At 64.7% G+C, this 22,250-nt stretch carries 20 protein-coding genes, 1 pseudogene and 1 riboswitch; of the genes and pseudogenes, 8 read left to right on the top strand and 13 right to left on the bottom strand.

Features of this window, described 5'->3' with window-relative positions:
* Positions 1 to 9: 9 nt before the first annotated feature.
* The 12 genes from nuoK to EN861_RS26560 all read right to left on the bottom strand — a co-directional run bounded on the left by nuoK (position 10) and on the right by EN861_RS26560 (position 10,970).
* Entirely contained in the window at positions 10 to 318 is a 309-nt protein-coding gene (gene nuoK / locus EN861_RS26615; protein WP_127276500.1) for an NADH-quinone oxidoreductase subunit NuoK, read from the bottom strand.
* Between the two features lies 1 nt (position 319).
* Complete coding sequence (locus EN861_RS26610; RefSeq protein WP_127276502.1) at positions 320 to 940, bottom strand: NADH-quinone oxidoreductase subunit J; 621 nt, start codon at positions 938 to 940, stop codon at positions 320 to 322.
* Positions 941 to 1,172: 232 nt separating this feature from the next.
* On the bottom strand, positions 1,173 to 1,664 hold the full coding sequence (nuoI, locus tag EN861_RS26605; RefSeq protein WP_023763316.1) for an NADH-quinone oxidoreductase subunit NuoI: 492 nt from the start codon (positions 1,662 to 1,664) through the stop codon (positions 1,173 to 1,175).
* Positions 1,664 to 2,707: an NADH-quinone oxidoreductase subunit NuoH gene (nuoH, locus tag EN861_RS26600; RefSeq protein WP_135866582.1), complete on the bottom strand. Its 1,044-nt coding sequence runs from the start codon at positions 2,705 to 2,707 to the stop codon at positions 1,664 to 1,666. The genes nuoI and nuoH overlap by 1 nt, the downstream gene beginning before the upstream one ends.
* 2 nt (positions 2,708 to 2,709) lie before the next feature.
* On the bottom strand, positions 2,710 to 4,791 hold the full coding sequence (nuoG, locus tag EN861_RS26595) for an NADH-quinone oxidoreductase subunit NuoG (RefSeq protein WP_135866580.1): 2,082 nt from the start codon (positions 4,789 to 4,791) through the stop codon (positions 2,710 to 2,712).
* A 73-nt stretch (positions 4,792 to 4,864) separates the two neighbouring features.
* Entirely contained in the window at positions 4,865 to 5,560 is a 696-nt protein-coding gene (locus tag EN861_RS26590; RefSeq protein ID WP_135866578.1) for an NADH-ubiquinone dehydrogenase, read from the bottom strand.
* A gap of 66 nt (positions 5,561 to 5,626) precedes the next feature.
* Positions 5,627 to 6,931, bottom strand: a complete 1,305-nt coding sequence (gene nuoF / locus EN861_RS26585; protein ID WP_015317342.1) for an NADH-quinone oxidoreductase subunit NuoF — start codon at positions 6,929 to 6,931, stop codon at positions 5,627 to 5,629.
* Positions 6,932 to 6,941: 10 nt separating this feature from the next.
* Positions 6,942 to 8,222 (bottom strand): NADH-quinone oxidoreductase subunit E, encoded by a 1,281-nt coding sequence (locus tag EN861_RS26580; RefSeq protein WP_135866575.1) that lies wholly within the window; start codon positions 8,220 to 8,222, stop codon positions 6,942 to 6,944.
* Positions 8,223 to 9,413, bottom strand: coding sequence for an NADH-quinone oxidoreductase subunit D (locus EN861_RS26575; RefSeq protein WP_127871586.1), 1,191 nt, complete (start codon positions 9,411 to 9,413; stop codon positions 8,223 to 8,225).
* A 9-nt stretch (positions 9,414 to 9,422) separates the two neighbouring features.
* Positions 9,423 to 10,028 carry an NADH-quinone oxidoreductase subunit C gene (locus EN861_RS26570; RefSeq protein ID WP_135866573.1) on the bottom strand — a complete coding sequence of 202 codons (606 nt, stop codon included), beginning with the start codon at positions 10,026 to 10,028 and terminating at the stop codon, positions 9,423 to 9,425.
* A 4-nt stretch (positions 10,029 to 10,032) separates the two neighbouring features.
* On the bottom strand, positions 10,033 to 10,614 hold the full coding sequence (locus EN861_RS26565) for an NADH-quinone oxidoreductase subunit B (protein WP_015317338.1): 582 nt from the start codon (positions 10,612 to 10,614) through the stop codon (positions 10,033 to 10,035).
* Positions 10,605 to 10,970: an NADH-quinone oxidoreductase subunit A gene (locus tag EN861_RS26560; protein WP_006335683.1), complete on the bottom strand. Its 366-nt coding sequence runs from the start codon at positions 10,968 to 10,970 to the stop codon at positions 10,605 to 10,607. The genes EN861_RS26565 and EN861_RS26560 overlap by 10 nt, the downstream gene beginning before the upstream one ends.
* Positions 10,971 to 11,303: 333 nt before the next feature.
* On the opposite strand from EN861_RS26560, the gene EN861_RS26555 reads away from it, so the two are divergent.
* The 8 genes and pseudogenes from EN861_RS26555 (at position 11,304) to EN861_RS26520 (ending at position 21,438) form a co-directional block, all read left to right on the top strand.
* Positions 11,304 to 12,503 (top strand): winged helix-turn-helix domain-containing protein, encoded by a 1,200-nt coding sequence (locus EN861_RS26555; RefSeq protein WP_135866571.1) that lies wholly within the window; start codon positions 11,304 to 11,306, stop codon positions 12,501 to 12,503.
* 29 nt (positions 12,504 to 12,532) lie between these two features.
* A riboswitch (cobalamin riboswitch) is annotated at positions 12,533 to 12,739 on the top strand.
* Between the two features lie 37 nt (positions 12,740 to 12,776).
* A complete protein-coding gene (locus EN861_RS26550) occupies positions 12,777 to 13,211 on the top strand; it encodes a DUF1636 family protein (protein ID WP_127871589.1) in 435 nt (144 codons plus the stop codon).
* Positions 13,208 to 14,260: a cobalamin biosynthesis protein CobW gene (cobW, locus tag EN861_RS26545; RefSeq protein WP_135866569.1), complete on the top strand. Its 1,053-nt coding sequence runs from the start codon at positions 13,208 to 13,210 to the stop codon at positions 14,258 to 14,260. The genes EN861_RS26550 and cobW overlap by 4 nt, the downstream gene beginning before the upstream one ends.
* 18 nt (positions 14,261 to 14,278) lie before the next feature.
* Positions 14,279 to 17,800, top strand: a complete 3,522-nt coding sequence (locus EN861_RS26540; protein ID WP_135866567.1) for a cobaltochelatase subunit CobN — start codon at positions 14,279 to 14,281, stop codon at positions 17,798 to 17,800.
* A pseudogene (gene cobG, locus EN861_RS26535) lies at positions 17,797 to 19,372 on the top strand (precorrin-3B synthase). The gene EN861_RS26540 and the pseudogene cobG overlap by 4 nt, the downstream one beginning before the upstream one ends.
* Positions 19,296 to 19,928 (top strand): precorrin-8X methylmutase, encoded by a 633-nt coding sequence (locus EN861_RS26530; protein ID WP_127871593.1) that lies wholly within the window; start codon positions 19,296 to 19,298, stop codon positions 19,926 to 19,928. The pseudogene cobG and the gene EN861_RS26530 overlap by 77 nt, the downstream one beginning before the upstream one ends.
* Complete coding sequence (locus EN861_RS26525) at positions 19,925 to 20,677, top strand: precorrin-2 C(20)-methyltransferase (protein WP_135866563.1); 753 nt, start codon at positions 19,925 to 19,927, stop codon at positions 20,675 to 20,677. Before EN861_RS26530 ends, EN861_RS26525 begins: the two co-directional genes overlap by 4 nt.
* Positions 20,674 to 21,438: a precorrin-3B C(17)-methyltransferase gene (locus tag EN861_RS26520; protein ID WP_127280969.1), complete on the top strand. Its 765-nt coding sequence runs from the start codon at positions 20,674 to 20,676 to the stop codon at positions 21,436 to 21,438. The genes EN861_RS26525 and EN861_RS26520 overlap by 4 nt, the downstream gene beginning before the upstream one ends.
* Here the strand turns inward: EN861_RS26520 and EN861_RS26515 are convergent.
* On the bottom strand, positions 21,402 to 22,160 hold the full coding sequence (locus EN861_RS26515) for a cobalt-precorrin-6A reductase (protein ID WP_135866560.1): 759 nt from the start codon (positions 22,158 to 22,160) through the stop codon (positions 21,402 to 21,404). The two genes, EN861_RS26520 and EN861_RS26515, sit on opposite strands and share 37 nt — an antisense overlap.
* Positions 22,161 to 22,250 lie beyond the last annotated feature (90 nt).

The raw sequence follows: 22,250 nt of genomic DNA, 5'->3' as shown, positions 1-22,250 counted from the left end.
GTCGCCCCGTCAACCCTTCATGGTGTTCACGTCTTCGACCGCGATCGAGCCACGGTTGCGGAAGAAGACGACGAGAATGGCAAGTCCGATGGCGGCTTCAGCCGCCGCGACCGTCAGCACGAACAGCGCGAACACCTGGCCGACCAGATCGCCGAGCGCCGCCGAGAAGGCGACGAAGTTGATGTTGACCGCGAGCAGGATCAATTCGACCGACATCAGGATGACGATGATGTTGCGGCGGTTGAGGAAGATGCCGAACACGCCGAGCGTGAACAGAACAGCCGATACGGTCAGATAATGTGCGATGCCGACGACCATCTCAGACTCCTTCGCCCGACTTGACCTTGCGGATTTCCATGCCGGTCGCCGCGGTGCGGCCGACCTGGGCGGCGATCGACTGCCGCTTGACCCCTTCCTTGTGCCGCAGCGTCAGGACGATGGCGCCGATCATGGCAACCAGCAGGATGAGGCCCGAAATCTGGAAGTAGTAGAGGTAGTCGGTATAGAGGATGTCGCCGAGCGCTGCCGTGTTCGAGCGCGCGGCGAGATCCGGGATGGGCTTTGCGACCGTCGCGGCGAGCTTCGGGGCGAATGTGTAGCCGCCCAGCACGACGATCAGCTCCGCCGCCAGGATCAGCCCGACCAGCGCACCGATCGGCGCGTATTGCAGGGCTCCCTCCTTCATCTCGGCGAAGTCGACGTCGAGCATCATGACGACGAACAGGAACAGCACCATGACCGCGCCGACATAGACGACGAGCAGGATCATCGCCAGGAACTCGGCGCCGGTCAGCATGAACAGGCCGGCGGCGTTGAAGAAGGTCAGGATCAGGAACAGCACCGAATGCACGGGGTTGCGCGACGAAATGACCATGAACGCCGATGCCACCGCGACAAAGGCGAAGAGGTAGAAAAAGGCCGCCTCTAGTCCACTCAGCATTGGGGATCCCCCGGGTTCCTGTCCAAACAGGACACTCGCCCTGTTCGTTGTCTCTGGCTTCGTCGTACCGAAGCCGCGTTGTCCTATCGCATGTTCCGATCGGGTTGAAATACCCGATCGAAAGAAACATGCGACACTTTTGTCTTCCGGAGGATGATCTTGTCCGAAAAGTCTGCAACTTTTCGGGATCATCCTCTAGACGAGGCCCTTCGCCCCGTCCATGCGTCAAATCTCAGCGATAGGGCGAGTCCAGCGAGATGTTGCGCGCCAGTTCGCGCTCCCACCGGTCGCCATTCGCCAGCAGCCTGTCCTTGTCGTAGTAGAGTTCCTCGCGCGTCTCAGTCGCGAACTCGAAATTCGGCCCCTCGACGATGGCGTCGACCGGGCAGGCTTCCTGACAGAAGCCGCAATAGATGCACTTCACCATGTCGATGTCGTAACGCACCGTGCGGCGCGTGCCGTCATTGCGGCGCGGGCCGGCTTCGATGGTGATGGCCTGCGCCGGGCAGATCGCCTCGCACAATTTACAGGCGATGCAGCGCTCCTCGCCATTGGGATAGCGGCGCAGCGCGTGCTCGCCCCGGAAGCGCGGGCTGACCGGCCCCTTCTCGTGCGGATAGTTGATCGTCTCCTTCGGCGCGAAGAACTGGCGCATCGACAGGAAGAAAGCGCTGACGAAATCCTGCAGCAGCAGCGATTTTGCGGCCTGGGACAAAGCGGACATCACGCAAACCCCGTGATCTTGAGGAAGGCCGCGGTGGCGACGACCATGAACAGCGAGATCGGCAGGAACACTTTCCAGCCCAGCCGCATCAGCTGGTCGTAGCGGTAGCGCGGCACGAAGGCCTTCACCATCGAAATGCCGAAGAACACGAAGCAGACCTTCAGCACGAACCAGATGACGCCGGGCACCCAGGTGAAGGGCGCGAAGTCGAAGGGCGGCAGCCAGCCGCCGAGGAACAGGATGGTGGCCAGCGCGCACATCAAGACGATCGCGACATACTCGCCGAGGAAGAACAGCAAGAACGGCGTCGACGAATATTCGACCATGTGGCCGGCGACCAGTTCCGATTCGGCTTCGACCAGATCGAAGGGTGGCCGGTTCGTCTCGGCCAGCGCCGAGATGAAGAAGATGATGAACATCGGGAACAGGGCCAGCCAGTTCCAGTCGAGGAACGTGTTGGGCAGGCCGAGCCGTGTGCCAATTCCGTCATGCTGCGACAGCACGATATCGCTGAGGTTGAGCGAGCCGGCGGTGAGCAGCACGGTGACGATGACGAAGCCGATCGAGACTTCATAGGATACCATCTGCGCGGCCGAACGCAGCGCGCCGAGGAACGGATATTTCGAGTTGGACGCCCAGCCGCCCATGATCACGCCATAAACCTCCAGCGAGGAGATGGCGAAGACATACAGGATGCCGACATTGACGTTGGCGATCGCCCAGCCTTGGCTGACCGGAATGACCGCCCAGGCCGAGATCGCCAGCACGGCCGAGACCAGCGGCGCCAGCAGGAAGACGCCCTTGTTGGCGCCGGACGGGATGACCGGTTCCTTGAAGACAAACTTCAACAGGTCGGCGAAGGCCTGCAGCGTGCCCCAGGGGCCGACGACGTTCGGGCCCCGGCGAAGCTGCACGGCCGCCCAGATCTTGCGGTCGGCGTAGAGGATATAGGCGACGAAGATCAGCAGCACGACGATCAGCACGACCGACTTCAGAAGGATCAGCAGCGCCGGCAGCACGTAGAAGGAGAAGAAGGTGTCCATGCTTATTCCGCCGCCTGCTTGAAGCCGCTCTTGGCCAGTGCCGAGCATTCCGCCATCACGGCCGATGCCCGCGCGATCGGGTTGGTCAGATAGAAATCCTTGACCGGCGAGGTGAAGGTGCCCTTGTTCAGCCGCCCGCCGAGCTTCGCCACGCTGGCGATATCCTCGGCGTTGCCGGCTGCGACCTGGTCGATGCGCGCCAGATGCGGGTATTCGCCATAGAGCTTGGCACGCAGTTGCGGCAGCGAGTCGAACGGCAGTTTCTTGCCCAGCACGTCGGACAGCGCCCGCAATATCGCCCAATCCTCGCGCGCATCGCCCGGTGCGAAGCCGGCGCGGTTTGTCTGCTGCACCCGCCCCTCGGTGTTGACGTACGTGCCCGACTTTTCAGTATAGGCCGCCCCCGGCAGGATGACGTTGGCGCGGTGCGCGCCGGCGTCGCCATGCGTGCCGACATAGACGACAAAGGCGCCGCCGGTCTTGCTCATGTCGATCTCGTCGGCACCGAGCAGGAACAGCACATCCGTCTCGCCCAGCATGCCGGCAACGTTCTTGCCGCCTTCGCCCGGCACGAAGCCGAGGTCGAGGCCGCCGACGCGTGCCGCCGCATTGTGCAGCACGGCAAAGCCGTTCCAGTCGGCGCGAGCAGCATTCACGGCAGCGGCGAGCCTGGCCGCCTGGCCGAGCACGGCCGCACCGTCGGCGCGCGCCAGCGCGCCCTGGCCGACGATGATCAGGGGATGCGTCGCCTTCTTCAGCGTCTGGAAGAACTTGCCGTTGCCGTCCGCCAGATCCTTGAGCGAGTCCGGCCCGGCGCCCAGTTGTTCGTAGTCATAGCGCGTGTCGCCGACATCGCCGATGACGCCGACCGGCAGATTGCCGAGGCGCCAGCGCTTGCGGATGCGGGCATTGAGCACAGAGGCCTCGAAGCGCGGATTGGCTCCGATGATCAGCACCGCGTCGGCCTGCTCGATGCCTTCGATGGTCGGGTTGAAGATATAGCTGGCGCGTCCGAGCGCCGGATCGAGCGCGGCGCCGTCCTGGCGGCAATCGGTGTTCTTCGAACCGAGCGAAGCCATCAGGAGCTTCAACGCAAAGATTTCCTCGACCGCCGCGAGATCGCCTGCGATCGCGCCGATCTTCTCAGGCGTCGTCTTCGACACCGCGTCCTTGATAGATGCGAACGCTTCGGCCCAGCTCGCCGGAACCAGCTTGCCGTCCTTGCGCACATAGGGGCGGTCGAGGCGCTGCGTGCGCAGGCCGTCCCAGATGAAGCGGGTCTTGTCGGAAATCCATTCCTCGTTCACGGCCTCGTTGACGCGCGGCAGGATGCGCATCACTTCCCGGCCACGGCTATCGACGCGGATCGCCGAGCCGACGGCGTCCATGACGTCGATGGATTCGGTCTTGGTCAGCTCCCACGGCCGCGCCTGGAAGGCGAAGGGCTTGGAGGTCAGCGCGCCGACCGGGCAGAGATCGATGACATTGCCCTGCAGCTCCGAGGTCATTGCCTGTTCGAGATAGGTGGTGATCTCGGCATCCTCGCCACGGCCGATCAGGCCGAGTTCGGAAATACCGGCAACCTCGGTGGTGAAGCGGACGCAGCGCGTGCAGTGGATGCAGCGGTTCATCACCGTCTTGACCAGCGGGCCGATATACTTGTCTTCGACCGCGCGCTTGTTCTCGTGATAGCGCGAGGAATCGACGCCGAAAGCCATCGCCTGGTCCTGCAGGTCGCACTCGCCGCCCTGATCGCAGATCGGGCAATCCAGCGGGTGGTTGATCAGCAGGAATTCCATCACGCCTTCCCGGGCCTTCTTGACCATCGGCGTGTTGGTGAAGATTTCCGGCGGCTCGCCGTTGGGGCCGGGGCGCAGGTCGCGCACGCCCATGGCGCAGGAGGCCTGCGGCTTGGGCGGCCCACCCTTCACCTCGATCAGGCACATGCGGCAGTTGCCGGCGATCGACAGCCGCTCGTGGAAGCAGAAGCGCGGCACTTCCGCGCCCGCGTCTTCCGCCGCCTGCAGCAGCGTGTAGTGGTCGGGTACAGTGATTTCTTTCCCGTCGACCTTGAGCTTTGCCATTCGTCTCAAACCCCTGCGGATTTCCCGCAATCTCATTTCCCGGGCGCGGCAGGAGCAGCGCCCGACATTTCGTTTACTTCTTGGCGGCCAACGCCGCGGCCTGGGCAGTCCAGTCGTCACGGCCGATACGGCCGTTGAACGAGAGATAATCGTCGACCCAGGCGATCTCCTGCGGCGACCATGCGGCGATCTGGGCGTAGGTCCAGATACCCAGGCCGTTCAGCACCTTTTCCAGCTTCGGACCGACGCCCGATATCGCCTTGAGGTCGGACGGTTTCGCCGGCTTCTCCATGGCCTTGGGCTGCCTGAAATCTTCCGGCAGCAGCACATCGGAGGCCTCACCCGCTGCCGGAGCGGCATTCGCGGTCGGCACGATGACAGCGGCTTCCCTGGCTGCGATATCGGTGACCTCCTGGGCGAAGGACTGCGCCTCGGCAATCATGGTCTTCGCCGTCGCCCGCGCCCTGGCGGACGACGAATTCGCGCCCTCGAATTGCTCGACGCGTGCCTCGAAATCCTCGATCAACGGCTGCATGAGCCGATGTGACGCCTCGGCGGCTCCCGAAAGCGCTCCCATCCAGACGCCGAAGGCATGATTGGCGAGCCCCATGCCAAGCGCCGACATCGCCACCGCACCCGCGACAGGATGCGCGAAAAGGTTGACGGCGCTGGCCATCTCCTTCGGCATCATCCCGGTCAGGTCCTGGTTCATCTTCTCGATCTGTTCCAAATTGGGCATCAATGAGTAGGGTGTCGAATACGGCGCCATAGAGTTCTCCTGGTCGTTTCTTCGTCCGCCCCGCCCCGTTTTCTTCCCGAGTTCAAAAGTTTCTTTTTATTCCGCCGCCACCATCACCGGTTCGGCCCGGTGCGCGTTGCGCGAAAACTCGTCGATGCGCCGCTCCACCTCGCCACGGAAATGCCGCATCAGGCCCTGGATCGGCCAGGCCGCGGCATCGCCCAGCGCACAGATCGTGTGGCCCTCGACCTGCTTGGTGACGTCGAGCAGCATGTCGATCTCGCGCTTCTGCGCCTCGCCGCGCACCAGCCGCTCCATCACCCGCCACATCCAGCCTGTGCCCTCGCGGCATGGCGTGCACTGGCCGCAGCTCTCGTGCTTGTAGAAGTAGGAAAGCCGCGCGATCGCCTTCACGACATCGGTCGACTTGTCCATGACGATGACGGCCGCGGTGCCGAGGCCGGATTTGAGGTCGCGCAGCGCGTCGAAATCCATCGGCGTGTCGATGATCTGCTCGGCCGGCACCAGCGGCACCGAGGCGCCGCCCGGAATGACCGCAAGCAGATTGTCCCAGCCGCCGCGGATGCCGCCGCAATGCGTCTCGATCAGCTCGCGGAACGGGATCGACATCGCCTCTTCGACGGTGCACGGATTGTTGACGTGGCCGGAGACACAGAACAGCTTGGTGCCGACATTGTTGGGCCGGCCGAAGGACGAGAACCACGCGGCCCCCCGGCGCAGGATGGTCGGCGCCACCGCGATCGATTCGACATTGTTGACCGTGGTCGGGCAGCCATAGAGGCCGACATTGGCCGGGAATGGCGGCTTCAGCCGGGGCTGGCCCTTCTTGCCTTCGAGGCTTTCCAGCAGCGCGGTTTCCTCGCCGCAGATATAGGCGCCGGCGCCGTGATGCATGTAGATTTCGAAATCGTAGCCCGACGTGTTGTTCTTGCCGATCAGCTTGGCCTCGTAGGCCTCTTCGATCGCCCGCTGCAGCGCCTCGCGCTCGCGGATGAATTCGCCGCGCACATAGATATAGGCGGCAATCGCGCCCATGGCGAAGCCGGCCAGAAACGCGCCCTCGACCAGCGTGTGCGGATCGTTGCGCAGGATGTCGCGGTCCTTGCAGGTGCCGGGCTCGGATTCGTCGGCGTTGATGACGAGATAGCTCGGCCGGCCGTCGCTCTGCTTGGGCATGAACGACCATTTGAGGCCCGTCGGGAAGCCGGCGCCACCACGGCCGCGCAGGCCCGACGCCTTCATCTCGTTGACGATCCACTCACGCCCCTTGGCGACGATGCCAGGCGTGTTGTCCCAGGCGCCGCGCGCCATGGCGCCGGCCAGCGACTTGTCGAAGAGGCCGTAGATGTTGGTGAAGATGCGGTCTTTGTCCTGAAGCATTTTTCGTCCCTCAGACCGGCTTCTTGCCGAAAACGCGGATGTATTCGGCAACGCCGCCCTTGGCGAGCGCCTTGGCTTGGGCAACCCAGTTGTCGCGGTCGATGCGGCCCTGGAAGGAGAGATAGCCATCGATCCATTCGCGCTCGGCCTTCTTCCACGACGCGACTTGCGCGAAGGTGAAGATGCCAAGCGTATGCAGGATGCCCTCGATCTTCGGGCCGACGCCGGAGATCAGCTTGAGATCGTCGACCGCGGCCGGCCTGTCGATACCGGCCGGACGATTCTTGTCCTCGAGCGACGGTTTTGCCGGCTTCGCGGCTGGCACCTTGGCTTCCGGCGCCTTGAAGGCCGAAGCCGGTTCGGCCTTGGCCGTCGGCCCATTGCGCTGCTTGGCAACCTTCTCGACCTCAGGCGCTGCCGTATTCGCGTTGGCCGCCGAATGCAGCGGCGCCGAAACGCTCGCTGCCTTTTCCGCCGCCGGCGCCACCTTGGCCTTTGACGGCGTCTTCAGCGCCGGGCTGGTCTCAGGCGCATCGGTTTTCGGCTTGCTGGCATTGGACGGCGCGACAGGAGCGCCAGCCGGTGCCGGCACCGGCGCCGCGATGATCGCGCCGGGCGCTGCCTTGGCGGCCTTGGCTGCTTCCCGGGCTTCACGGTCGCGGGTCGATTTGAGGATCGCCTTTTCGCTTTTGAGCGTCGTCAAACCGGAGGCCGGCTCCGAGCCGGTGCGGCCGTTCTGCGGTCCCGGCGCCACCGAGGCGCCCTTGCCGGCATCATAGAGATCGATGATTTCGGCCAACCGTTCAGGCGTCAGATCCTCGAACGTATCCTTGAACACCATGACCATCGGTGCGTTGACGCAGGCGCCGAGGCACTCGACCTCCTCCCACGACAAGGTGCCCTTGTCGTTGGTGTGGAACTGGTCGTGATGGATTTTCGAGCGGCACACATCCATCAGCGCTTCCGAACCGCGCAGCATGCACGGCGTGGTGCCGCAGACCTGGATATGCGCGCGGGTACCGACCGGATTGAGCTGGTACTGCGTGTAGAAGGTCGCGACCTCGAGCCCGCGGATACGGGGCATGCCGAGCATGTCCGAGATCGTCTCGATCGCCGCCTTGGTGACCCAGCCTTCCTGCTCCTGCGCTATCATCAGAAGCGGGATGATCGCCGACTGTTCGCGCCCCTTCGGATATTTCTTGATCCACTGCTTGGCCGCCGCCGCATTCGCCTTGTTGAAGGCGAAGGACGCTGGCTGGACGCTGGCTTCTGCGAGACGGCGGACTGACATTTAGCGATCGACCTCACCAAACACGATGTCGAGGGAGCCAAGAACGGCGGTGACGTCGGCCAGCATGTGGCCGCGGCACAGGAAATCCATGGCTTGCAGATGCGCGAAACCGGGGGCGCGCAGCTTGCAGCGGTACGGCTTGTTGGTGCCGTCGGAGACGAGATAGACGCCGAACTCGCCCTTCGGCGCCTCGACGGCCGCATAGACCTCGCCGGCCGGCACGCGATAGCCCTCGGTGTAGAGCTTGAAGTGGTGGATCAGCGCTTCCATCGAACGCTTCATCGCCTGGCGCTTGGGCGGCACCACCTTGCCGTCGAGGTTCGACACCGGACCGGTGCTTTCCTTGCCGAGCAGAAGATCGACGCACTGGCGCATGATCCGCGCCGACTGGCGCATTTCTTCCATACGCACGAGATAACGGTCGAAGCAGTCGCCATTCTTGCCGATCGGGATGTCGAAATCCATCTCGGAATAGCATTCATAGGGCTGCGACTTGCGCAGATCCCACGGCGAGCCCGAGCCGCGCACCATGACGCCCGAAAAGCCCCAGGCCCAGGCATCGGCCAGCGAAACGATGCCGATATCGACATTGCGCTGCTTGAAGATGCGGTTGCCGGTGAGCAGCTTGTCGAGATCGTCGAGCGATTTCAGGAACGGGTCGATCCATTTGCCGATGTCCTCGACCAGCTGCCGCGGCAGGTCCTGGTGGACGCCGCCAGGCCGGAAGTAGGCCGCATGCATGCGCGAACCTGAAGCCCGCTCATAGAACACCATCAGCTTTTCGCGCTCGACGAAGCCCCACAGCGGCGGCGTCAGCGCACCGACGTCCATCGCCTGCGTCGTCACATTGAGGATGTGCGACATGATGCGGCCGATCTCGCAATAGAGCACGCGGATCAGTTGGCCGCGCCTCGGCACCTCGATGCCGAGCAGGCGCTCGGCGGCAAGCGCGAAGGCATGTTCCTGGTTCATCGGCGCGCAATAGTCGAGCCGGTCGAGATAAGGCACCGCCTGCAGATAGGTCTTGGCCTCGATCAGCTTCTCCGTGCCGCGATGCAGCAGGCCGATATGCGGATCGACGCGATCGACGACTTCGCCGTCGAGCTCAAGGACCAACCTCAATACACCATGCGCCGCAGGGTGTTGAGGTCCAAAGTTGATGTTGAAATTGCGGACGGAGGTTTCAGCCATTCTGGCGCCTCAATTCGTCTTGGCTTTTTCGTCCCCGGGCAGCACGTAATCGGTGCCTTCCCAAGGGGAAAGAAAATCAAAATTGCGGAATTCCTGCTTGAGCTCGACCGGCTCGTAGATGACGCGCTTGGCTTCGTCGTCGTAGCGCACTTCGACGAAACCGGTCAGCGGGAAGTCCTTGCGCAGCGGATGGCCTTCGAACCCGTAATCGGTCAGCAGGCGGCGCAGGTCCGGATGGCCCGAGAACAGCACGCCATAGAGATCGTAGGTCTCCCGCTCGAACCAGTCGGCGCCGGGATAGACGCCGGTGACCGACGGCACCATCGTCTCCTCGTCGGCCTGCACCTTGACGCGGATGCGGACATTCTGCTTCGGCGAAAGCAGGTGATAGACGACGTCGAAGCGCTTGGCCCGCGACGGATAGTCGGCGCCGCAGACATCGATGATCGAAATGAACTGGCAGCGCGCATCGTCGCGCAGGAAGGTCATTACCTCGATCAGGTTTTGCGGCTCGACGTGAACGGTAAGCTCGCCGTAAGCGAGCACAGCGTCGCTGAAGCGGCCAGGCAGCTTCTCGCCGAGATAGGTCGACAGTTCGCTAAGGGATGCGGCCATGGATTTACCGTTCGATTGTGCCGGTGCGGCGGATCTTCTTCTGCAACAGAAGAATGCCGTAGAGCAGGGCTTCGGCGCTCGGCGGGCAGCCGGGCACATAGATGTCGACCGGCACGACCCGGTCGCAGCCGCGCACCACCGAATAGGAATAGTGGTAATAGCCGCCGCCATTGGCGCAGGAGCCCATCGAGATGACGTAGCGCGGCTCCGGCATCTGGTCGTAGACCTTGCGCAGCGCCGGCGCCATCTTGTTGGTCAGCGTGCCGGCCACGATCATGATGTCGGACTGGCGCGGAGACGCGCGCGGCGCGACACCGAAGCGCTCCGAATCGTAACGCGGCATCGAGGTGTGGATCATCTCGACCGCGCAGCACGCCAAACCGAAGGTCATGAACATCAGCGAGCCGCTGCGCGCCCAGGTGATCAGCGCCTCGGTCGAGGTGACCAGAAAACCCTTGTCTGCAAGCTCATTGTTGATTTCGAGGAAGAAGGGATCGTCCTCCCCCACCGGCCTGCCGGTGTTGGGATCGATGATGCCCTTGGGCTTTGGCGCGACGAGGGTGCCTGAACTGTCGTTCAATCCCATTCCAGCGCTCCTTTTTTCCATTCATAGGCAAAGCCGATGGTCAGCACCGCCAAAAACACCATCATCGACCAGAAGCCGAGCATGCCGATCTTCGAGAAGGACACTGCCCAGGGAAACAGGAAGGCCACTTCGAGGTCGAAGATGATGAACAGGATCGACACCAGGTAGAAACGAATGTCGAACTTCATGCGGGCATCGTCGAACGAGTTGAAACCGCACTCGTAGGCGGACAGCTTTTCGGGATCGGGGTTGCGGTAGGCCACCAGGAACGGTGCGACCAGCAGCGCCAGGCCGACCACCAGCGCCACGCCGATGAACAGGACGATGGGCAGGTACGAACTGAGGAGTGCGTTCATGCAGCGGCCTTCCGTTGGCGCCAATCCACGTTGATTACAGCACCGGACCTTAATGCGGAAGCGTGACAGTTTAACCGCTGAACCGTTTTAAGGAGCCTATGCTGCAACGCGGCGAGGGTTAGCGCAGCACTTCCAGCGAAGCAAGTCAAACCTTGTTCAAAACAACGAGCTGGACGGCATTCCGGGAGAAACTGGTCTCATAGGCTCCTGTTTGATTTCCTTCTCTTTTTACTCCACTTTTCTCTCCTGACAGGGTTGCCGCCAAAACCCTGCTAGCATGGGCTGGAATCACCCATCACATCTTTGTCAAAGCACCCTCAGAGTGACGCCTGCATGAAGGAAAAGATCTCGCTAGCCGCCGCCCGGCGCATCGCGCTCGCCGCTCAGGGATTTCTCGATCCCCGCCCCGCCGGCATGCCCGACCGCCGCCATTTCGCCCGCGTTCTGTCCCGCACCGGCCTGTTGCAGATCGATTCCGTCAGTGCGGTGGTGCGTGCCCACTATATGCCGCTCTATTCGCGTCTGGGTCCCTATCCCGTCGCCTTGCTCGACAACGCCGCCGTGACGCGTAAGCGCACGGTGTTCGAATATTGCGCGCACGAGGCCTCATTCCTGCCGGTCGAGACGTACCCGCTGATGCGCTGGCGCATGCAGCGCGCCGAGCAAGGCGATGAAATGTATCTGGGGCTGGCCAAATGGGGCCGTGAGCACGCTGCCTATATAGAAGAGATCTACCGCCAGGTCGTCGATCGTGGCCCGATCGCCGCTTCGGCGCTGGAAGGCCAGAAAGGCTCCGGCGGCTGGTGGGGTTGGAGCCACGCCAAGCACGCCTTCGAATGGCTGTTCTGGGCCGGCCGCATCACCACGGCGCACCGGCGCGGTTTCGAGCGCTTCTATGACCTGCCGGAGCGGGTGCTGCCGCAAGCGATCCTCGACCTGCCGGTACCGGCGGCCGAGGATGCACATCGCGAATTGCTGCGCATTTCCGCCCGCGCCCACGGCATCGCCACATCAGGCGACCTGCGCGACTATTTCCGGCTCTCCCCCGCCGACATGAAAGGCCGGCTCGAGGAACTGGTCGAACTCGGCGAGTTGTTGCCGGTCCGTGTCGAGGGGTGGGACAAGCCAGCTTACCTTCACAGGGATGCGCGTTTGCCACGCAAGATCGAGGCCCGCGCCCTGCTGGCGCCGTTCGATCCCGTCGTCTTCGAGCGCTCGCGCTCGGAGCGGCTGTTCGATTTTCACTATCGCATCGAAATCTACACCCCGGCCGAGAAGCGCCAATACGGCTACTATGTCCTGCCCTTCCTGCTTGGCGACAGGATCGTGGCGCGCGTCGACCTCAAAGCCGACCGGCCGGCCAGTGTCCTGCGCGTCCATGCCGCCTATGCCGAGCCCGGCGCGCCGCCTGAAACCGCCGCTGAACTTTTCGAGGAATTGAAGCAGATGCAGGGCTGGCTTGGGCTTGAACGCATCGAAGTGACGCCTGCCGGCGACCTCGGCCCGGCGCTGTCCGACATCGCGGTGTCGTAAGCTCGCGTTGACACCGCTGCCCGCAAGAGCCTAAATCCGATCCAGACGGTCTCCTCTCGGCAAAGGGAGGAGCCAAGAGGGAATGCGGTGCGGGCCGAAAAGCCCAAATCCGCGGCTGTCCCCGCAACTGTAAGCGAAGAGCCAAGGCCGAAAGCCACTGGGATTGTCCCGGGAAGGCGGCTACCCAAGGCGATGACCCGCGAGCCAGGAGACCTGCCGTCTGGAATGCAAGAATCCGATCGCCCGGCGGGTTTTCCGGGCAAGGAGCCTGATTTGGATCGCGACAGCAGTTTCTCGGCTGAAACAACGGACATTTCGTCCGGCGGGGATGATTCCCTGGCCGGCATCACTGTCATCGTCTGCGCCTCCTGTCGCGACGAGACCGGTTCCGACGCCCATCCCCGGGCCGGCGAACTTTTGGCTGAAGATACCCGCCAAGCCGCCTCGGGCGAGCAAATTCGCATCCGCACGGTCGAATGCCTCGGCAATTGCAAGCGCAGGCTGAGCGCCGCGATCCTGCGCGACGGATGCTGGAGCTATGTGTTCGGCGACCTGACCACAACCAGCGGCGCCGATCTCGTCGCCGGCGCGAAACTCTTCGCCACCTCGACCGACGGCCTCATTCCCTGGCGCGGCCGGCCCGATAGCCTCAAGCGCGGCCTCGTTGCCCGCATCCCTCCTCTCGACATGCTGAAGGACTTGATATGACCGCTCCAAATTCGGCCGGCAATCTCTCCCGCGTTCCCTGCACCGTCGTTACCGGCTTCCTCGGCGCCGGCAAGACGACGCTGGTCCGCCATCTCCTGGAAAATGCCGGCGGCAAGCGGATTGCCATCATCGTCAACGAATTCGGCGATATCGGCATCGACGGCGAAATCCTCAAGGGCTGCGGTATCGACACCTGCCCCGAGGAAAACATCGTCGAACTGGCCAATGGCTGCATCTGCTGCACCGTCGCCGACGATTTCGTGCCAGCGCTCGACCAGATCCTGTCGCTGACGCCGAAGGTCGACCACATCCTGATCGAAACCTCCGGTCTCGCCCTCCCCAAACCTCTGGTCCAGGCGTTCCAGTGGCCGACGGTGAAAAGCCGCGTCACCGTCGATGGCCTCATCGCCGTGGTCGACGGTCCCGCACTTGCGGAAGGCCGCGTCGCCAACGACATGGAAGCCCTGCAGGCGCAACGCGCCGGGGATGAAAGCCTCGACCATGACGATCCGGTCGAAGAGGTGTTCGAGGACCAGATCGCCTGCGCCGACCTGATCATCCTGTCGAAGAGCGACCTGATGGACGCCGAGGGCTCGGCCCGCGCCAACGCCATCGTCAACGAACACTCCGCCCGCGCGGTGAAGATCGTGCCGACGTCGCATGGCAAGGTCGATCCCTCGGTGCTGCTCGGGCTTGGTCTTGCCGTCGAGGACGACATCGAGAACCGCAAGTCCCATCACGACGGCGCATTCGACCACGAGCATGACGACTTCGACACATTCATCGTCGACATTCCCTCGATCGCCAATCCCGACGATCTGGCAAAACGTGTCGCAGAGGCCGCCGAACAGGAAAACGTGCTGCGTGTAAAAGGCTTCGTCGAGGTCGGCGGCAAGCCGATGCGGCTCCTGCTGCAGGCCGTCGGCCCACGCGTCAATCATTACTATGACCGTGCCTGGAGCGCCGAGGACGACCGCCGCTCGCGCCTGGTCGTCATTGGTCTCAAGGGGCTGAACCGTCCGGCGATCGAACGTATCCTCGCCGGCTGATTTCAGACACGGACCGCGATGCACATCCTCACCACGACCTCCGCTTCGCTTGACGACCTCGCCGAGCCTGTCGATCTCAGGCAGACGCCGGCGGATATCGTGGCCTTGTCCTTCACCGACAGCGATCTCGCCGGACTGGCGGCGGCGTGGAAGGCGGACGCCGACCGCCTGCCCTCCATGCGGCTTGCGGCACTGCGCGACCTGCGCCATCCCATGTCCGTCGACCTCTGGATCGACAGCGTCGCCCGCCATGCCAAGGTCATCCTGGTGCGCATCCTCGGCGGCAACGACTGGTGGCGCTATGGCTGCGACCAGCTGGCGGTGATTGCCCGTGAGCGCGGCATCAAACTGGCGCTGCTTCCGGGTGAAAGCCATGACGAGGATCTCAGGCTGATCGAAGCCTCGACGCTGCCACGCGCCGAACTCGACGGCCTGCTTGGCTATTTCCGAGAGGGCGGCCCGGCCAATATGAGCGCGCTGGTTCGGAGGCTGGCAGGCCTGGCTGGACAGGATACGTCCGTCGCCAGTCCGGTCAGCGTGCCGAAGGCCGGTTACTATCAGTCTGGATTGGGGGTCGCGGAGGAGCCGGACCTTTCAGATGTCGGCGCTCCCATCGTCCCTATCCTCTTCTACCGCTCGATGCTGCTCGCGGCCGACGTTGCCCCGATCGATGCGCTGGCCGAGGCCTTGCGCTCCCAGGGACTGGCAGCGGTCCCGATCTTCGTTTCCAGCCTTAAAGATCCTGTGTCCCTGGCGTTCGTCGAAAATGCCATCGCATCGCTGAAACCTGCCGCCATCATCACCGCGACCGCCTTCGCTTCGGGCGCCGAACCCGGCGTCGAAACCCTGTTCGACCGCGCCGGCGTGCCCGTCTTCCAGGTCATCGTCGCCACCACGCGCCGCGATGTCTGGGAAAACAACCAGCGCGGCCTGGCGCCGGCCGACCTTGCCATGCATGTCGTGCTGCCCGAACTCGACGGCCGCATCCTTGCAGGCGCCATTTCCTTCAAGGGCGAGAGCGATGTCGATCCGGCGCTTGGCCACCGTGCGCTGGCCAACCGGCCGGAACCGGATCGTGTGACGCAGGTGGCTAAGCGCGTTGCGGCCTTCATCCGCCTGCGGGAGACATCGCGCGCAGAGCGCAAACTGGCGATCCTGATTCCCGATTATCCCAGCGCTCCTGGCCGCACCGGATATGCGGTCGGGCTGGATGTGCCGTCCAGTGTGCTGGCGATGCTGCACGACTTGAGCGAACAGGGCTATGCCGTTGAGGGGATTCCGCAAACACCGCGCGCGTTGCTGGATCTGCTGGAGCACGGCAATGATCGATTGGGGCTCGACGACTATGGTGCCTTTTCTATTGAGCTTCCGACATCGGCAATTGCCGCGGTAGACGCCGCGTGGGGCAGAGCAGATCAGGAGACAGGTTTGCGCGAGGCGCCCCCCTCTGTCCTGCCGGACATCTCCCCCACACGGGGGGAGATTGTGCCCGCATCTCCGCTTTCGCCAATCTCGAAGGTTAAAGAACGGGCGCCGAAGTTGCCAATCTCCCCCCTCGTGGGGGAGATGTCCGGCAGGACAGAAGGGGGCGCTCAAGCGCCAGCCTCAGCAAACTTCCCCTTCCGTGCCGCAACCTTCGGCAACATCACCGTGGCACTCGCCCCCGATCGCGGCCGTTCCGCCGATCGCCGCGCCGATTACCACGACCCGACACTGCCTCCGCGCCACGCCTTGATCGCCTTCGGCCTCTGGCTGCGCAAATCGCTCGGCATCCATGCCTTGATCCACGTCGGCGCCCACGGCACGCTAGAATGGCTGCCCGGCAAGACCGTCGCGCTTTCGCAAAACTGCTTCCCCGAGATCGTGATCGGGTCCCTGCCCGTCATCTATCCCTTCATCGTCTCCAATCCAGGCGAGGCGGCGCAGGCCAAACGGCGCATCGCCGCCGTCACCCTTGGCCATCTGCCGCCGCCGCTCGCCGGTGCAGGTCTCGACGAGGACCAGCACAAGCTCGAACGCCTGGTCGATGAATACGCCCAGGCCGATGGCCTCGACCGCCGCCGCCGCGACCGTCTCGCCAGGCTGATTGTCGAAACCGCGCAAAAGACCGGCCTTGCCTCCGAAGCCGGCGTCGCCAAAACCGATGCGCCCGACGAAGCGCTGCGCCGCATCGACGCCTGGCTCTGCGATCTCAAGGACTTCGCTATCAAGGACGGGCTGCATATCTACGGCCGCGCGCCCGAGGGCGAGCCGGATGCCATGCGCCGCCAAAGCGCGGCAGCCGAGAAGTCGGCGCTGTTCGCCGCGCTCGATGGCTGTCACGTCAAGGCCGGCCCGGCTGGCGCGCCCGCACGGGGCCGCTCCGACGTGCTGCCCACTGGCCGCAACCTGTTCACCTCGGACCCGCGCACCATGCCGACGCCGACCGCCTACGACCTGGGCAAGGCGGCGGCGGAAGAAGTGGTACGCGGCTACCTGCAGTCGCATGGCGACTGGCCGCGTTCCCTGGTCATCGACCTCTGGGGCTCGGCCTCGCTGCGCACCGGCGGCGAGGAGATCGCGCAGGGCCTGGCGCTGATGGGCTGCCGACCGCAATGGGACACTGCCACCGGCCGCATCACCGGCATCGAGGTGCTGCCGCCAGCTATGCTCGGCCGTCCGCGCGTCGACGTCACCTGGCGCATATCCGGGCTGTTTCGCGACATGTTCCCGACCCAGATCGCGTTGATCGATGCCGCCGCCAACGCCGTTGCCGCCCGCGACGAGGACGATTCGGAAAACCCGCTCGCCGCCAAGACCCGCGCCGATGGCAAGATCAGCCCGCGCATCTTCGGCACCTCGCCCGGCACTTATGGCGCCGGCGTCGAGGACCTGTTGTCGAGAGGCGACTGGAGCGAGCGCGAAGAGATCGGCCGCGCCTATCTCGACGCCACCTCGCACGCCTATGGCGGCGCCGGCGGCGAAGGCGTCTCGGCGCCCGGCGCCTTCGAGGGACGAATCGCCGAAGCCGACCTTCTGGTTCACACCGGCGACGATCCCGGCCGCGACATTCTCGAAGGCTCGGCCGACGTCGCCTTCATCGGCGGCTTTTCGGCCGCCTTGGCCACACTGGGCAGGAACGCCGACGTCATCGTGCTCGACACCACCGACCCACAAAAACCGAAACCGCGATCGGTTGGCGAGGCGGTGTCGCGCGTCGTGCGTGCCCGTGCCGTCAACGCACGCTTCATATCAGGCCAGATGCGCCACGGTCCGCGCGGCGCCTCCGAATTCGCCGAAACCGTCGACCGGCTGGTCGGCTTCGCCGAAACGACGCATGCCATTTCGGGCGCGCTGATCGAGGCCGTGCACGATGCCTATCTCGGCGATCCGGACGTTCGCGCCTTCATCCTGCGCGAAAATCCCGCCGCCGCCAAAGTCATCGCCGAGCGCTTCCTGTCGGCGCGCCGCCGCGGCCTCTGGCATCCTTTGCGCAATTCCATCGACGACGATCTCGCCGCGCTGATTGCGGAAGCCAACGCGCCCGGGGTCGCGGCATGAACGCCTTCTCGCGCCGTGGCGCCTGCCCCGCTCTGTCCGCGCCGATGCAGACAGGCGACGGCCTGCTGGTGCGCCTGAACCCGGTCGCCGGAGGTCCATCCTCCGGAGGGTTGTCGCCGAAGCTCTTGATCGGGATCGCCGAATCCGCCTTGCGGCACGGCAACGGCATCATGGAAGTCACCGCGCGCGGCAGCCTGCAGATACGCGGCCTCACGGCGGACAGCGCTGCGTTGCTGGCGGCGGAGGTGGATGCATTGGGAATCGCGGTGCGCACCGGGGTGCCGGTCGAGACCGGCCCGCTGGCAGGCATTGACCCGCAGGAGATCGCCGATCCCCGGCCGATGGCGGAAGAGATTCGCGTGGCCGTCGAGGAAGCCGGGTTGACGAAGCGGCTGGGACCGAAGGTTTCGGTGATCGTTGACGGTGGCGGACAACTGACGCTGGATGCGGTAACGGCCGATGTGCGGCTGAGGGCGGTGCGAGCCGATACAGCCAGCCGTTGGCTTGTATCCGTCGCGGGTGACGGGCGGACCGCCAAGCGGCTCACCGTGGCGGATGAGGATGCGGCACGCGACATTGCTGTCGCGGCGCTGCGGATGGTTGCCGAGAAAGGCCGGGACGCACACACGCGGGATTTGTCGGGGCGGCAATTGGAGTCTCTCGCAAGCTGGCACTCTACGGCGCCCGCCGCTGTCCTGCCGGACATCTCCCCCTCTAGGGGGGAGATCAACGGCTTCGACGCTGGCTTTTCAACAACACCGGAGATTGGCGAAACCATCGGTGACAGCGCAATCTCCCCCCTTGAGGGGGAGATGTCCGGCAGGACAGAGGGGGGCGCCTCGCGCAAACCTATCGGGCTTTTCCCCTTGGCCGGTGAAACTTTCGCCCTCGGTATCGGCCTGCCCTATGGCAGCATCCCAGCGGACAAAATCATCGCACTCGCAAAAAGCGCCCTCGCCCTCGGCACCACCGAAATCCGCCTCGCCCCAGGCCGTGCCTTGCTTTTCCTCGGCCAGCCGGCGACCGCCAACCAGCCCCTGCAAGACACAGCCGCCACCCTCGGCTTCGTCACCTCCCCCGCCGACCCCCGCACCCGCATCGCCGCTTGCCCCGGTACGCCGGCCTGCGCGTCCGGCCGCATCGCCACCCGCGACATCGCCGAGACGATCGCCACCGAAAACGCCGACATCCTCGATCCCTCCCTCACCCTGCACATTTCCGGCTGCGCCAAGGGCTGCGCGCATCCCGGCCCGGCGGCGCTGACCTTGGTCGGCGGCGAAAACGGAGCCGGACTTGTCGTGAACGCGACGGCAAAGGCTCTTCCTGCCGGCTACAGGCCGGGCTATGACGCCGCGCGCGGCATCGGCCGCGTCGCCGCGGTGATCCGCGGCGCTCGATATCAGGGCGAGACCGCCGCCGCTTGCCTGACAAGGCTGGGCACGGCCGGCATCGCCGAAACTTACCAACGGGCCCAACCTTACCAACGGAAATGAGCATGGCCGCCTACGACTACATCCACGACGGCACCGCGATCTACGAGCGTTCCTTCGCCATCATTCGCGCCGAGGCTGATCTCTCGCGCTTCTCGGAGGCCGAGGCCGATGTCGCCATCCGCATGATTCATGCCTGCGGCCAGGTCGAAGCCGCCAGGAATTTTGTCTTCTCCCCCGATTTCGTCACCGCCGCCCGCAAAGCCCTGGCGGCGGGCGCGCCGATCTTCTGCGACGCGGAGATGGTTTCGCATGGCGTCACCCGCGCCCGGCTGCCGGCCGGCAATGAGGTGATCTGCACCTTGCGCGACCCGCGCACGCATGACATCGCGAGGGAGATCGGCAACACCCGCTCGGCCGCCGCGATCGACCTGTGGGGCGAGCGCATGGCCGGTTCGGTTGTCGCCATCGGCAATGCCCCGACAGCGCTCTTCTACCTCCTGGAGAAGCTGCGCGATGGCGCGCCGAAGCCAGCTGCCATCATCGGCATGCCAGTCGGCTTTGTCGGCGCCGCCGAATCCAAGGATGCGCTGGCCGAGAATTCCTATGGCGTGCCCTACGCCATCGTGCGCGGCAGGCTCGGCGGCAGCGCCATGACCGCCGCCGCGCTCAATTCGCTGGCGAGGCCTGGTCTGTGAACGCGATTTCCAAAGGCAGGCTTGTCGGTGTCGGCACGGGTCCCGGCGACCCCGAATTGTTGACGCTGAAGGCCGCGCGAGCCTTGGCCGAGGCCGATGTCGTGGCCTATTTCGCCAAGCGCGGCAACAACAGCAATGCGCGCGCCATCGTCGAGGCGCGCTTCCGGCCCGACATGCTGGAACTGCCGCTGCTCTATCCCGTCACCACCGAGATCGACAAGGATCACGACGACTACCGCTCGCAGATATCAGGTTTCTACGAGGAGTCGGCCGACAAGGTCGCCGAGCACCTCGATGCTGGCCGGATGGTCGCCGTGCTGTCCGAAGGCGACCCGCTGTTCTACGGCTCTTATATGCACCTGCACGTCCGTCTCGCCAATCGTTTCCCGACTGAAGTCATTCCCGGCATCACCGCCATGTCCGGCTGCTGGTCGCAGACCGGCGTGCCGATCGTCCAGGGTGACGACGTGCTGACCGTGCTGCCCGGCACGATGAGCGAGTTCGAGTTGACCCGACGCCTCGCCGACACCGATGCCGCCGTGATCATGAAGGTCGGCCGCAACCTGCCCAAGATCAGGCGCGCGCTGGAAGCGACCGGAAAGCTGACGCGCGCCGTCTATGTCGAGCGCGGCACCATGGCCGGCAGCGTCTCGATGCGGCTTGCCGACAAGGCGGACGACAAGGCGCCCTACTTCGCCATCGTGCTGGTCGCCGGCTGGTCCGGCCGCCCGACTGGAGCGCAGGCATGAGCGGCCGTCTCACCGTCATCGGCCTCGGCCCCGGCAATGCCGACCAGGTCACGCCGCAAGCCAGCCGCGCTGTCGCCGAGGCGAAATTCTTCTACGGCTACAAGCCTTATCTCGACCGGCTTGATCTGCGCCCCGACCAGACCCGCGTCGCTTCGGACAATCGCGAGGAACTCGCCCGTTCCAAGGATGCCCTGACCAAGGCCGCCGAAGGCCACGATGTCGCCGTGGTGTCCGGCGGCGATCCCGGCGTCTTCGCTATGGCCGCCGCTGTCTGCGAGGCGATCGAGGCCGGTCCGGCCGAATGGCGTGCGGTCGATGTCGCCGTCGTGCCTGGCGTCACCGCCATGCTGGCTGTCGCCGCCCGCATCGGTGCGCCGCTCGGCCACGACTTCTGCGCCATTTCGCTGTCCGACAATCTGAAGCCTTGGGATTTGATCGAACTGCGTCTTCTGGCGGCGGCTGGCGCCGGCTTCGTCATCGCGCTCTATAACCCGATCAGCAAGGCGCGTCCCTGGCAGCTTGGCCGCGCCTTCGAATGCCTGACCGCCATCCTGCCCGGCACGACGCCGGTGATCTTCGGCCGTGCCGCGGGCCGGCCAGACGAGCGCATCGAGGTCTATCTACTGGCCGACGTCGACGCTGAAAAGGCCGACATGGCGACCTGCATCATCATCGGTTCGCCGGAGACCCGGATCATCAAGCGCGGCGACAAGCCGGCGCTGGTCTACACGCCGCGCTCGGCGTCGGGTTCGACGAAATGATCGATCATGGCGGCCAGCGCTTCGACGGTTTCAGCCGAAGGCACCTCCGGCAAGGCCGGCCTGCGCACCATGACCACCTCGATGCCGAGCGTTCGCGCCGCGGCAATCTTCCCGTATGTCGCCGCGCCACCGCTGTTCTTCGACACCACGACACCTATGTGATGCTTTTCGAGCAAAGCGCGTTCTTCCCTCTCGTGAAACGGGCCCCGCGCCAGCAGATAGTCGGCGTCGGGCACAACCAGCTTCGGCTCGACCGGATCGACGCTGCGGATGAGATAGTGGTGCTGGGGTGCTGCCTCGAAGGCGGCGACCTCCTGCCGGCCAAGCGCCAGAAATACGCGGCGCGGCACATCGCCAAGCGCCCGCGCGGCGCCAGCAACGCTATCGATCTCAAGCCAGCGGTCGCCTTCTACGGCCTCCCACCCCGGGCGCCGCAAGGCAAGGATCGGCACGCCGGTCTTGCGCGCGGCCATTGCAGCATTGGCGGAGATCCGCGCCGCGTAGGGATGCGTGGCGTCGATCAGCAGACCAGTGCCGGTCTCCCTGAGATATGCGGCCAGTCCATCGGCGCCGCCGAATCCACCGCTTCGCACCGGCACGCCCTGCGCAACCGGGCTTTCCGTGCGGCCGGCCAGAGAAAGCGTGACGAGGAAATCCTCCACCAGTTTTCCGGCCAATTGGCGCGCTTCTGTTGTGCCGCCGAGGATCAGAATCTTCTTCATGGGCACCATGTCAAACATCGTCGGCGCTGCCCCTCACCCTTACCCTCTCCGCGTGAAGGACGGGGAGAGGGAGGCGTCGGCGCCGGAGCT

This window comes from Mesorhizobium sp. M8A.F.Ca.ET.218.01.1.1 (assembly GCF_004791165.1).
Classification (GTDB): domain Bacteria; phylum Pseudomonadota; class Alphaproteobacteria; order Rhizobiales; family Rhizobiaceae; genus Mesorhizobium.
The sequence above is the reverse complement of the archived record's forward strand: the minus strand, read 5'-3'. Positions and strand labels throughout refer to the sequence as shown.

Coding starts and splice junctions, on each gene's coding strand:
- nuoH (WP_135866582.1), bottom strand. CDS start 2,707: ATGGACACCTTCTTCTCCTTCTACGTGCTGCCGGCGCTGCTGATCCTT.
- EN861_RS26575 (WP_127871586.1), bottom strand. CDS start 9,413: ATGGCTGAAACCTCCGTCCGCAATTTCAACATCAACTTTGGACCTCAA.
- EN861_RS26565 (WP_015317338.1), bottom strand. CDS start 10,614: ATGGGATTGAACGACAGTTCAGGCACCCTCGTCGCGCCAAAGCCCAAG.
- EN861_RS26570 (WP_135866573.1), bottom strand. CDS start 10,028: ATGGCCGCATCCCTTAGCGAACTGTCGACCTATCTCGGCGAGAAGCTG.
- EN861_RS26610 (WP_127276502.1), bottom strand. CDS start 940: ATGCTGAGTGGACTAGAGGCGGCCTTTTTCTACCTCTTCGCCTTTGTC.
- nuoF (WP_015317342.1), bottom strand. CDS start 6,931: ATGCTTCAGGACAAAGACCGCATCTTCACCAACATCTACGGCCTCTTC.
- EN861_RS26555 (WP_135866571.1), top strand. CDS start 11,304: ATGAAGGAAAAGATCTCGCTAGCCGCCGCCCGGCGCATCGCGCTCGCC.
- nuoG (WP_135866580.1), bottom strand. CDS start 4,791: ATGGCAAAGCTCAAGGTCGACGGGAAAGAAATCACTGTACCCGACCAC.
- EN861_RS26540 (WP_135866567.1), top strand. CDS start 14,279: ATGCACATCCTCACCACGACCTCCGCTTCGCTTGACGACCTCGCCGAG.
- EN861_RS26580 (WP_135866575.1), bottom strand. CDS start 8,222: ATGTCAGTCCGCCGTCTCGCAGAAGCCAGCGTCCAGCCAGCGTCCTTC.
- EN861_RS26515 (WP_135866560.1), bottom strand. CDS start 22,160: ATGAAGAAGATTCTGATCCTCGGCGGCACAACAGAAGCGCGCCAATTG.
- EN861_RS26590 (WP_135866578.1), bottom strand. CDS start 5,560: ATGGCGCCGTATTCGACACCCTACTCATTGATGCCCAATTTGGAACAG.
- nuoI (WP_023763316.1), bottom strand. CDS start 1,664: ATGTCCGCTTTGTCCCAGGCCGCAAAATCGCTGCTGCTGCAGGATTTC.
- cobW (WP_135866569.1), top strand. CDS start 13,208: ATGACCGCTCCAAATTCGGCCGGCAATCTCTCCCGCGTTCCCTGCACC.
- EN861_RS26560 (WP_006335683.1), bottom strand. CDS start 10,970: ATGAACGCACTCCTCAGTTCGTACCTGCCCATCGTCCTGTTCATCGGC.
- nuoK (WP_127276500.1), bottom strand. CDS start 318: ATGGTCGTCGGCATCGCACATTATCTGACCGTATCGGCTGTTCTGTTC.
- EN861_RS26530 (WP_127871593.1), top strand. CDS start 19,296: ATGGCCGCCTACGACTACATCCACGACGGCACCGCGATCTACGAGCGT.
- EN861_RS26520 (WP_127280969.1), top strand. CDS start 20,674: ATGAGCGGCCGTCTCACCGTCATCGGCCTCGGCCCCGGCAATGCCGAC.